Annotated in this window: 10 protein-coding genes and 1 pseudogene; 10 read left to right on the top strand and 1 reads right to left on the bottom strand. The window is 65.6% G+C overall.

Annotation, left to right across the window (positions count from 1 at the left end; genetic code table 11):
- The first annotated feature begins 18 nt into the window (after positions 1-18).
- The 5 genes and pseudogenes from JSE7799_RS20590 to JSE7799_RS13515 all read left to right on the top strand — a co-directional run bounded on the left by JSE7799_RS20590 (position 19) and on the right by JSE7799_RS13515 (position 6,138).
- Complete coding sequence (locus JSE7799_RS20590) at positions 19-228, top strand: transposase (RefSeq protein WP_442354843.1); 210 nt, start codon at positions 19-21, stop codon at positions 226-228.
- Between the two features lie 2 nt (positions 229-230).
- Positions 231-3,995 (top strand): annotated as a pseudogene (locus JSE7799_RS13500) (baseplate multidomain protein megatron); the annotation flags it as partial.
- An 11-nt stretch (positions 3,996-4,006) separates the two neighbouring features.
- Complete coding sequence (locus JSE7799_RS13505) at positions 4,007-5,083, top strand: DUF2793 domain-containing protein (protein ID WP_055664085.1); 1,077 nt, start codon at positions 4,007-4,009, stop codon at positions 5,081-5,083.
- Positions 5,084-5,102: 19 nt separating this feature from the next.
- The gene (locus JSE7799_RS13510) at positions 5,103-5,390 is read left to right on the top strand and encodes a DUF6127 family protein (RefSeq protein ID WP_055664086.1); all 288 of its coding nucleotides are present in this window, start codon (positions 5,103-5,105) and stop codon (positions 5,388-5,390) included.
- A gap of 73 nt (positions 5,391-5,463) precedes the next feature.
- Positions 5,464-6,138, top strand: a complete 675-nt coding sequence (locus JSE7799_RS13515; RefSeq protein ID WP_055664087.1) for a YcbK family protein — start codon at positions 5,464-5,466, stop codon at positions 6,136-6,138.
- Positions 6,139-6,216: 78 nt separating this feature from the next.
- Here the strand turns inward: JSE7799_RS13515 and JSE7799_RS21860 are convergent, their stop codons facing one another.
- Positions 6,217-6,462, bottom strand: coding sequence for a DUF411 domain-containing protein (locus tag JSE7799_RS21860; protein ID WP_055664088.1), 246 nt, complete (start codon positions 6,460-6,462; stop codon positions 6,217-6,219).
- A gap of 385 nt (positions 6,463-6,847) precedes the next feature.
- Between JSE7799_RS21860 and JSE7799_RS13525 the strand changes: the two genes are divergently transcribed.
- From JSE7799_RS13525 to JSE7799_RS13545, 5 genes are all read left to right on the top strand, one after another.
- Positions 6,848-7,405, top strand: coding sequence for a VIT1/CCC1 transporter family protein (locus tag JSE7799_RS13525; RefSeq protein ID WP_055664089.1), 558 nt, complete (start codon positions 6,848-6,850; stop codon positions 7,403-7,405).
- Positions 7,406-7,501: 96 nt separating this feature from the next.
- Positions 7,502-8,206, top strand: a complete 705-nt coding sequence (locus JSE7799_RS13530; RefSeq protein WP_055664090.1) for an IS6 family transposase — start codon at positions 7,502-7,504, stop codon at positions 8,204-8,206.
- 229 nt (positions 8,207-8,435) lie between these two features.
- Positions 8,436-9,533, top strand: a complete 1,098-nt coding sequence (locus JSE7799_RS13535; protein ID WP_186201945.1) for a carboxynorspermidine decarboxylase — start codon at positions 8,436-8,438, stop codon at positions 9,531-9,533.
- Positions 9,534-9,566: 33 nt separating this feature from the next.
- The gene (locus JSE7799_RS13540) at positions 9,567-10,802 is read left to right on the top strand and encodes a saccharopine dehydrogenase family protein (RefSeq protein ID WP_055664091.1); all 1,236 of its coding nucleotides are present in this window, start codon (positions 9,567-9,569) and stop codon (positions 10,800-10,802) included.
- Positions 10,803-11,004: 202 nt separating this feature from the next.
- Positions 11,005-11,667: IS6 family transposase (locus JSE7799_RS13545; protein WP_055664092.1), on the top strand; the 663-nt coding region annotated here is incomplete at its 3' end.

Below are 11,667 nucleotides of genomic sequence, written 5' to 3' on the forward strand. Positions count from 1 at the left end.
GGGCTCGCGGTCNTCACGCTGCCCGAGCACCATCGCCGCCGGCTGCGCACTTCAAACCCGATGGAGCGATCCGTCCAGCAGGAGCTCAAGCGGCGCACCGTAAAGGTCAGGGTCTTTCCCAGCGACGACGCTCTGCTGCGACTGGTCAGCGCCGTCCTCGTAGAGATCGACGAGAAATGGGCCTCCGAGACCAAGGCCTACATCAAATGGGAATGCCAGGATGCATGACCCGCTCTCAGCAGAATTTCCAGACCGCAGGTTGCTCTATCGGCAAGGGCGGCGGGGGCGGCAAGGTCAAGACGACCGAGTACCTCTACTATGCCAGCTTCGCAGTGGCCTTGTGCGAGGGGCCAATCACCGGCATCGGGCGCATCTGGGCCGACGGCAAGCCGATGGACATCTCCGGCGTCACCTGGCGCTGGTATCCCGGCGACGAGTCGCAGACCGCCGACCCGTTCATCGCGGCGAAGATGGGCGCGACCAGCACGCCCGCCTATCGCGGCACCGCCTATGTGGTCTTCGAGGAACTTGCGCTCTCGACCTATGGCAACCGCCTGCCGCAGCTCTCCTTCGAGGTGTTCCGGCCGCTCGCCGATCCCGACACCGCCGAGGGGCTGACCCGCGCCGTCACCATGATCCCGGCCTCGGGCGAGTTCACCTACGCGACACAGGCGATCCGCAAGACCGATGGCGGCGCGACGGTTCCCGAGAACCTGAACGCGCTGGCAGACTCCACCGACATGGTGGAGGCGCTGGACCGGCTGCAGGCCATGGCGCCTGCGGTCGAGAGCGTCAGCCTCGTGGTGGCGTGGTTTGGCGACGACCTGCGCGCGGGATCGTGCAAGGTGCGGCCGGGCGTCGAGGTGTCGGCCAAGTCGACCACGCCCGCCAGCTGGTCGGTGAACGGCGTGAGCCGCAGCAATGCCTTCCTCGTCAGCCGCGACGATCAGGACCGCCCCGTCTATGGCGGCACGCCGTCCGACTTCGCGGTGGTGCAGGCGATCCAGGAGATGAAGGCGCGCGGGCTGCGGGTGACATTCTATCCCTTCATCCTGATGGACGTGCCGCCCTCGCGCAGACTGCCGAACCCGTATTCCGACAACGCCGCGGAGACGGGTCAGCCGGTCTTTCCCTGGCGGGGACGGATCACCTGTTCGCCTGCCGCTGGCTTCGCCGGGACCGTGGACAAGACCGCCACGGCCGCAAGCCAGGTCGCGGCGCTGTTCGGCGCGGCCACGCCCGCGAGCTACAGCGTCTCGGGTGAGAGCGTCAGCTGGACCGGGCCATCTGGTGACTGGGGTCTGCGCCGCATGGTGCTGCACTACGCCCATCTCTGCGCGGCGGCGGGCGGTGTCGATGCGTTCCTGATCGGCACCGAGATGCCGGGGCTGACGACGATCCGCTCGGGCGCATCCACCTATCCGGCGGTGCAGGCGTATCGGGACCTGCTCGCGGATGTGCGGTCGATTCTCGGGTCGGGGACCAGGATCGGCTATGCGGCCGACTGGTCGGAATACTTCGGGCACCAGCCGGGCGATGGCAGCGGCGACGTGTTCTTCCACCTCGACCGGCTCTGGGCCGATCCGGAGATCGATTTCGTCGGCATCGACAACTACATGCCGCTGTCGGACTGGCGCGACGGGTTCGAGCATCTCGACGGTGAGGGGGCGAGCGCCATCGGCTCGAGCGAGCCCCCGAACGAGGGCTGGCCCGCGATCTACGACCGGGCCTACCTGCAGGGGAACATCGCGGGCGGCGAAGGCTTCGACTGGTTCTATGCCAGCGCCGCCGATCGAACGGCGCAGGTCCGGACCCCGATCACCGATGGCGGTGAGGCGGGGAACGCCACCGGTTCGAGTGACCCGCCGAACGGCAAGCCGTGGGTGTTCCGCTACAAGGATCTGCGCGCCTGGTGGTCGAACGCGCACTACGACCGTCCCGGAGGCGTCGAGAGCGGCACGCCGACGGCATGGGCGCCGCAGTCGAAGCCGATCTGGTTCACCGAGTTGGGCTGTCCCGCCATCGACCGAGGGACGAACCAGCCCAACGTCTTCTTCGACCCGAAGTCATCGGAGAACTTCACGCCGCATTTCTCGCGGGGTTGGCGCGACGACGCCATCCAGCGCGCCTATTTCGAGGCAACCTATCTCTGGTGGGGCGATGCCGCGAACAACCCGCTGTCCTCGGTCTACGGCGGCCGGATGGTGCACGTCCCCGAATGCGCCGCCTAGACTTGGGACGCGCGGCCCTATCCGTTCTTCCCGGCGCTGACCGACGTCTGGACGGACGGCGCGAACTGGCGGCTCGGCCACTGGCTGACCGGGCGGCTGGGCGCGGTGTCGCTCGCCGCGCTCGTCCGGCACCTCTGTCTCCGCGCGGGCCTGCCTGAGGCGAGGGTCGACGTCACCGGGCTTTGGGGCGCCGTCGAGGGCTACGCCATCACGGCGCTGGAAAGCCCGCGTGCCTCGATCACCACGCTCGCGCGGCATTTCGGCTTCGACGCCGTGGAGACAGAAGGCGTGATCCGCTTCGTCATGCGCGGGCGGGCCGCGGCGGCCACCGTCAGCCCCGACGATCTCGTCGCGCCCCGAGAGGGCGATGTCCTCGAACTGACCCGCGGCCAGGAGACCGAGCTACCGCAAGCCCTGAAATGGCAGGTCGCCCGCGCCGACGAAGACTACGAAGCCGCGCAGGTCGAGGCGCGGCGCATCACCGTGGACACGACACGCATCGCCTCCGAGTCCTTCCCGATGGCGGTGCCGCCCGAGGAAGCCGAGCGACGCTGCCGCCGCGCGTTGATGGAGGCGTGGGTGGGGCGTGAAACTGCGGCATTCCGTTTGCCGCCCTCGCAGCTCGCGCTCGATCCGGCCGACGCGATCCGGCTGGCGCATGACGGTCGGCTGGTCGATCTGCGGCTCGTCTCCATCGCCGACACCGAGGCCCGCGGCATCGAGGCGGTTCGCCAGGACCGCGCGACCTACGACCTCCCGCCCGGCGATCCCCGCGCGGCCTCGCTGACGCGCGCCGTCGTGTTCGGCGCGCCGGACGCGGTGCTGATGGACCTGCCGCAGCTGACCGAGGACCAGCCCGCGCATCGGCCCCTCATTGCGGCGCACGCGGTTCCCTGGCCGGGCGAGATGGCGGTGTTCCGCAGCCCCTCGACGGACGGGTTCGAGTTGCTGACCACCTTCGGCAGCCGCGCCCGGGTCGGGGCGCTGGTCTCCGACTTCTTCGCGGGGCCGACGTCGCGCTTCGATCTTGGCAATGCGCTTGTGGTCGATCTGCTCACCGGCACGCTGGAAAGCGTCACCGACCTGACGCTGTTCGGCGGCGCCAATGCGCTCGCCATCGAGAGTGCGCCCGGCGCCTGGGAGATCGTGCAGGCGGGTGCAGCCGAACTGATCGCCCCCGGCCGCTATCGTCTGACCCGACTCCTGCGTTGCCAGCGCGGAACCGAGGGCGCCATGGGCAACCCCGCACCCACGGGCGCGCGGGTCGTCGTGCTCGACGACAGCCTCGCGTCACTGCCGATCGCCGAGGCCGATCTCGGCATCCCGTGGAACTGGCGCATTGGCCCCGCAAGCCGTCCGGTCAACGACGAGACCTATGTCGCGCAGACCTTCACGCCCGAGGGCGCCGGGCTGCGGCCGTTCTCCGTCGCGCATGTCGAGCAGCCGTGGCGCAAGCCGCGCCCGCCCGGCGATCTGACGATCCGCTGGACGCGTAGGTCCCGGTCGCTCGCGGCCGACAACTGGGGCGCGGCCGAGGCGGCTCTCGCAGAGGAAACCGAGGCCTATGGGGTCGAGATCCTCGACGGCCCTATTGTGAAGCGGGTGCTGAGCACGACCACGACCAGCGCGCTCTACACAACCGCCCAGCAAACCGCCGACTGGGGCGCGCTGCTCGGCCCCGGCGACACGCTCGTTATCCGCATCTCTCAGCTCTCCGCCCTTGTGGGACGGGGCGCGCCGAAAACCGTCACGCTCACGTTCTGAAGGCCTTTCCCATGTCCGACGCCACGCCCCATCTCCTGCTGCCTTACATTCTGGCGGCGCAGGCACAGAAGCACATCACGCACAACGAGGCGCTGAGGATCCTCGACGGGCTCGTCCAGCTCTCGGTGATCGACCGTAACCTGACCGCGCCGCCCGGGTCTCCCGCGGATGGCGACCGTTACATCGTCGCCTCGGGCGCGACCGGCGACTGGGCAGGCTGGGACCTGAACGTCGCGCTCTGGTCCGATGGCGCCTGGTTGCGCCTGCCGCCACGAACGGGCTGGCGGGCGTGGGTCGAGGACGAGGGCCTGCTGCTGGTCTACGATGGCGCGGGCTGGGTCGGGACCACACCGGCGGCGCTGCAGAACATGGCGCTCGTCGGGGTCGGCACGACGGCGGATGCGTCGAACCCCTTCTCGGCCAAGCTCAACGCCGCGCTCTGGACGGCGAAGACCGTGGCCGAGGGTGGCACCGGCGATCTGTTCTACACCATGAACAAGGAGGCGGCGGGCGACGATCTCGGGCTGACGCTGCAGACCAACTTTGTCACCAAGGCGCTGGTGGGGCTCTTCGGTTCCGACCGCTTCCGGCTCGCGGTCTCCGCCGACGGCAGCACCTTCTTCGACGGGCTCAGCGTCGACAACGCGAACGGCATCGTCGACCAGCCCCGGCTGCCGCGCTTCAAGGCGTACACCAACTACGACAACTACGTCGGCGTCGGGACCTGGACGAAGATCGGCCTCAACAACACCGACACCAACGACCAGGGGGCCTTCGACGCCGCGAACAACCATTTCGTGGCGCCTGTGGACGGCACCTACCTCTTCGGCGCGACGCTGCTCTACAAGATCAACGCCAGCGCGACGGCCCGCATGCGCGGGCGGCTCGTCCTGAACGGCACGACGGAAGTCCGCGGCTCCCTCGGCGAAATCTCCGCCACCCATGTCTCGCTCGCCACCGCGATCTGGCTGCAGACCATGGTGCCGCTCACCGCGGGCGACACCGTCGAGCTGCAGGGGTATTTCCGGGTCGCGGACGGCTACTTCGCCGCCGATCACACGTCCTTCTGGGGCTGCAAGATTGGCTGAGCGGCGGAAGGAGGATCCGATGAACCCACCCCGATCCGAAGGCTACGTCCGCATGCCGGATGCCGAGTTCGAGGCGATCCTGACGCGGGCGGCCGAGGAAGGCGCGAAGCGCGCGCTGGCCGATGTCGGCCTCGATGGCGACGAGGCGGCGCTCGACATCCGCGATCTGCGCTCCCTGGTGGACTGCATCCGGCTGGTCCGCCGCACCGCCATGCAAACCGCCGTCCGCATGATCACAACCGGCGTCATGCTGGCGCTGCTCGCGGGCATCGCCATCAAGCTCAAGATCTTCGGCGGCGGCCCGTAGCCGCTCCCCATCCCCATTCATCAGCCCGCAATGACCCGCCCTCGAGGCGGGTTTCTTGTTTCTGGAGGACCCCATGACCACAACCTTCTACGACCACTGGCGCGACGTCCCGGAGAGCACCTGGCGCTGGCCGAATTTCTCACCCGCCGAGATCGCCTGCCGGGGCACCGGCAAGCTGCTGATCAACGAACCTGCGCTCGACAAGCTGCAGGCGCTGCGCGACCGGTTGGGCAAACCGATGATCGTCCGCTCCGCCTATCGCAGCACCGAGCACAACCGCGCCGTCGGCGGCGCGACCCGGTCGAAGCACCTCGACGGCGCCGCCTTCGACATCGCCATGGCGAACCACGACCCGGCGGCGTTCGAGGCCGCGGCACGGGAGGTGGGGTTCCTCGGCTTCGGCTTCTATCCGCGCTCGGGGTTCATCCATGTCGACCTCGGCCCCGCACGGCAGTGGGGCGACCGGTTCCCGGTCCGGGCGACTGCCTTCGCCGAAGAAACGCCGCCCGCGCGCGAGGTGCTGGCTGACAGCCGCACAATGAAGGGTGGTGGCGCGGCCGGTTTCGCCACGCTGGGCGCGGCCGGGGTCGAGGTCGCGCAAAGCGTCCTGGCCGAGACTCAGACCGCCATCCTGCCGCTCGTGCCGTATCTCGATACGCTGCACTGGGTGTTCATCGCGGTCGCGCTCGGGGGCATCGCAGTGACGATCTATGCGCGCCTCGATGACTGGCGCCGGGGGCGGCGGTGATCGGCGGACTGCTCACCGGGTTCGCCGCCAGCCCGTGGATGCAAGCGGCGCTGCGCTAAGGAACCGTTACGTTCGCCCCTAGGCGAACCGTAGCATACCGGGCATGGCAAGACCGACCGCGTCGGGACGCTTATCCAGGAATCTGCGAATGTCGACGGGCGGGACGTGTCCTTCGACGAAGTAGGCGTCGACCTCGCCGGTGTGGCAGGAGATCATCTCCTGCGGGATGCCGGTTTCGAGCTTGTGGCGGATGAGCAGTGTGCCGAAGCTCGTTTCGGCCGTCACCTTCAAGCCATCGGACTTCAGGATGCGCTGCGCACCCACGCCTTGCAGCAGCCACAGTTCGGGTCCTTCAGGACTTGGACCGCAGGCGCGGTCTGAGCGAAGCTCAGCTGCGGTGCGACGACGCAGAGGCTCGCTGCGTCGGCAAGCAGGCTGCGCCGGGTGAGTTGGGGCATGGCTTATCCTCCGGTTGGAGTCGTTTGTGTCGTCATCCCGCGGCGTTCGGGGTCCAGCCGATCACGAGGTCCCGGTCCCTGAGAGCAACGGCATGTTCCAAGGAACTGCCGCGGCGCAGCAGCGTTGGCCCAGGAACCACAATCAGATCCAATCCCGCGCTCTTTCCCCGGCAGTCTCGCCGACGGCATGAGCCCGCACGGACAGTGACGTCCTTTCCGAGGCACAGGGAAGTACCGAGCCGGGACATGCCATGAGGGTCATCATGCACGAAGGAAATTCCCAGCAGAAAGCCCCGTCCGGTGAGTCGCAATCCGTCATCCGGAACTATCTTCCCGAACTGGTCTATGGTGCCAGTGACGGCATCATCACGACCTTCGCCATCGTCGCGGGGATCGTCGGTGCCTCGCTGTCGCACCAGGCCATCCTGATCCTCGGCTTCGCCAGCCTCTTTGCGGACGGCATTTCGATGGCGGCCAGCAACATCTCGTCCGAAAGGTCGAAAAGCGGCGATCGCCCGACCTTGCGGCAGGCGTCGCACCATGGGGGAGCGACCTTCCTGGGCTTCATCGTCGCCGGATGCGTGCCGCTTTTCGCCTACCTCATCCCGGAACCCGCGATACCGCCCTTCGCGCTTGCCGCGGGCCTTGCGGCGGCGATGTTGTTCGTGGTCGGGGCGGCGAGAGCATTCTTCACCGATCGGAGGGCATTGCCTGCCGGGGTCGAGATGCTGCTCATCGGCACGGGCGCCGGCGGGGTCGCCTACGCGATGGGCCGTCTTGGCGCCTATATCACCGGTGGTGCCGCGTGACGCGTCTTTCCCGAAAAATCCTTCCAAAGCCGCCTTCTGGGTCTTGTCAGAAGAACTTCGCTTGAGGCGGAGCGGGCGGCTGGCTAGGCTCCCCGCATGACCAACCGCAGCCCCTTCAAATACTTCAAGACCAGCTCCGAGATCATCCGACTGGCGGTGATGATGTACGTCCGCTTCCCGCTGTCGCTGCGGAACGTCGAGAATTTGCTCCATGAGCGCGGGGGCGATGTCAGCAATGAGGCGGTACGCTTCTGGTGGCAGCGCTTCGGTCCGATGTTCGCGGGCGAGAACCGCAAGCGTCGGATCGAAGGTATGCAATCGAGCCGCTGGCGCTGGCACCTCGACGAGATGTTCGTGAAGATCAACGGCGAGCAGCACTACCTCTGGCGGGCGGTCGATCATGAGGGCGAAGTGCTGGAAAGCTTCGTCACGAAGACGCGGGACAAGAAGGCCGCGCTGAAATTCCTCAGAAAAGCAATGAAAAAGCACGGGCGAGCAGATGTCCTCGTGACGGATAAGCTTCGCTCCTACGGTGCGGCTCTGAAGGACCTGGGCATGGCGGACCGGCAGGAGACAGGTCGGTGGCTGAACAACCGCGCGGAGAATTCGCACCTGCCGTTCCGACGACGCGAGAGGGCCATGCAGCGCTTCCGGCGGATGCGAAGTCTGCAGAAGTTCGCCGCCGTCCACGCCTCTGTCTCGAACCACTTCAACCAGGAACGCAGCCTCTCCAGCCGAGACATCTTCAAGACCAACCGAACCGCCGCTCTCGCCGAGTGGCGCGGTCTTTGCGCAGGATAATGGTCAGGCCCCCCTGCCCTTCCTCAGACTGGTTCGAATTGGTCTGCCAGCACCCCCGTCATGGATTAAAACTGAAAGCGGACCACCCGATTGGGGCAGGCCAGCGCATTTCAGCATCGGCCAATTTTGCTCCGGGATTGACACAGCTCCTGTTGAGCTTGACGCGCCCGGAGTCTACACGTTCTTGGCGCCGCCCGCTCATAGCCCGACACGCGAGGGAGCCCCCGAGATGCTGCGTACCCCCTTCTACCTGATCGACAAACAGGCGCTGCTGCCCAACCTCGAGAAGATTGCCCGCCTGCGTGAACTGTCCGGCTGCAGGTGCCTGCTGGCGCTGAAGTGCTTCGCATCGTGGTCCGTCTTCGACTTGATGAGCAAATACATGGACGGCACCACCTCCTCTTCACCTTTCGAAGTGAAGCTCGGGCGCAAGCATTTTCCTGGAGAGGTCCATGCCTATTCGGTGGCTTGGGACGAGGCCGATATCCCGGAGGTGCTGGCCAGTTCCGACAAGATCATCTTCAACACGATCGGTCAGCTGGAGCGATTTGGTGCAGCCGCCAGAGATCATGTGCGTGGCCTGCGGGTAAACCCCGGCGTCAGCTCGTCCTCGTTCGACATCGCAGATCCCGCCCGCCCCTTCTCGCGGCTGGGAGAGCACGACCCAGAGCGCATTGAAGCGGTCTGCGACCGGATATCGGGCTTCATGTTTCATAACAATTGCGAGAACGCCGATTTAGACCGCTTCGACGCGATGCTGGGCCAGATCGAGGCGCGCTTCGGCCATCTGATTTCACGTATGGAATGGATCAGCCTCGGTGGCGGCATCCATTTCACCGGCAAAGGGTATCCGCTGGAAAAGCTCGCCCAGCGACTCAAGCGGTTCTCTGAGACGCACGGTGTGCAGATCTACCTGGAGCCTGGCGAGGCGGCGATTACCAACTCCACCACGCTGGAGCTGACGGTGCTCGATACGCTCGACAACGGCAAGAAGCTCGCCATCGTAGACAGCTCGATCGAGGCGCATATGCTCGACCTTTTGATCTACCGCGAGAGCGCCAAAATTGCGCCGAACACCGGCGATCACAAATGGATGGTTTGCGGCAATTCCTGTCTTGCTGGCGACATCTTCGGCGAATTCCGCTTCGAGCAGCCGCTGAAGCCGGGGGATCGCGTTTCGATTCGCGACGCCGGCGGCTATACCATGGTCAAGAAGAACTGGTTTAACGGGGTGCGCATGCCTGCGATCGCGGTGCGCGAACTCGACGGCACCGTTAGAACCGCGCGGGAATTCAGCTACAGCGACTTCGAAGCCGCTCTGTCCTGAGGCGGCGGCAGCACGAAAGGAGGCTCGAGGGTCTTGAAGAAAAACGTCCTCATCATCGGCGCCGGTGGCGTCGCCCAAGTCGTGGCGCACAAATGCGTGCAGAACGCCGACCTGCTTGGAGACATCCACATCGCCTCACGCACGCGGGCAAGATGCGAGAAAATCCTCGCCAGCGTCCAAGAGAAGGGAAGTCATAAGACCGACGGCGCCCTCGCGGCCCATGCCGTCGATGCGACCGACACCAAAGCAGTCGTTGCTCTGATCGAGAAGACCGGCACGCAGATCGTGATCAACGTCGCCTCGTCCTTCGTGAACATGCATGTGCTCGAGGCCTGCATCGAAACCCGCACCGCCTACATCGACACCGCGATCCACGAAGAGCCAGACAAGATTTGCGAAGCTCCCCCTTGGTACGCCAACTACGAATGGAAGCGGAAGGAGCGCTGCGCCGAGACGGGCGTGACCGCGATCCTCGGCGCGGGTTTCGATCCGGGTGTCGTGAACGCTTATGCCCGCTTCGCCATCGATGAATACATGGACGAGGTGAAGTCTATCGATATTGTCGACATCAACGCCGGCTCCCACGGCCACTACTTCGCGACCAACTTCGATCCGGAGATCAACTTTCGCGAGTTCACCGGCACGGTGTATTCTTGGCAGGAGGGCGATTGGAAAGCGAACGAGATGTTCGAGGTCGGCCGCGACTGGGACCTGCCCGTGGTTGGCACGCAGCGTGCCTACCTGTCGGGCCATGACGAGGTGCATTCGCTCGCGACCAACTATCCCGATGCCGATGTGCGTTTCTGGATGGGCTTCGATGAGCACTACATCAACGTCTTCACCGTGCTGAAGAACATCGGCCTGCTCTCCGAGCAGCCGGTGAAGCTGGCCGAAGGCCAGGAAGTCGTGCCGCTGAAAGTGGTGAAGGCCTGCCTGCCCGATCCGTCCAGCCTCGCGCCCGACTACACCGGCAAGACCTGCATAGGTGATCTGGTGAAGGGCACGAAAGACGGCGAGATGGCCGAGGCCTTCATCTACAACGTGGCCGACCACAAGAAGGCCTACGAGGAAGTGGGCAGCCAGGGCATCTCCTATACCGCCGGCGTGCCGCCCGTCGCCGCGGCAATGCTGATCGCCACCGGCGAGTGGGACGTGCGCGAGATGCGCAACGTCGAGGAAATGGACCCCAAGCCCTTTCTCAAGGTGCTGGGTAAGATGGGACTCGGCACTTGGGTCTGCCGCGAAGGCAACGACGAGCGGCTTTACTAACCCGCTTCGGCGCCACCGATGATGTGATCGCCTAAGCTCGACTTTGTACGTTTTCACTCACGTCCAGGTCCAGAAAATGGCCTCGTTCGCTATGAACTCGAGCGCGTCGTCGAGGGGCATGACGACGCCACCCATGTCATCGATAGGTCTTGTCAGAAGAACTTCGCTTGAGGCGGAGCAGGCGGCTGGCTAGGCTCCCCGCATGACCAACCGCAGCCCCTTCAAGTACTTCAAGACCAGCTCCGAGATCATCCGACTGGCGGTGATGATGTATGTCCGCTTCCCGCTGTCGCTTCGCAACGTCGAGGATCTGCTGCACGAGCGCGGCGTCGACGTCAGCCACGAGACGGTGCGCTTCTGGTGGCACCGCTTCGGCCCGATGTTCGCCGGTGAGATCCGCAAGCGACGCATCGAGGGTATGAAATCGAGCCGCTGGCGCTGGCACCTCGACGAGATGTTCGTGAAGATCAACGGCGAGCAGCACTACCTCTGGCGGGCGGTCGATCATGAGGGCAAAGTGCTGGAAAGCTTCGTCACGAAGACGCGGGACAAGAAGGCTGCGCTGAAATTCCTCAGAAAAGCAATGAAAAAGCACGGGCGAGCAGATGTCCTCGTGACGGACAAGCTTCGCTCCTACGGTGCGGCCCTGAAGGACCTCGGCATGGCGGACCGGCAGGAGACCGGTCGGTGGCTGAACAACCGCGCGGAGAATTCGCACCTGCCGTTCCGACGACGCGAGAGGGCCATGCAGCGCTTTCGGCGGATGCGAAGTCTGCAGAAGTTCGCCGCCGTCCACGCCTCTGTCTCGAACCACTTCAACCAGGAACGCAGCCTCTCCAGCCGAGACATCTTCAAGACCAACCGC

Origin of the sequence: Jannaschia seosinensis, from assembly GCF_001408515.1 — a bacterium.
Taxonomy (GTDB): Bacteria; Pseudomonadota; Alphaproteobacteria; order Rhodobacterales; family Rhodobacteraceae; genus Jannaschia; species Jannaschia seosinensis.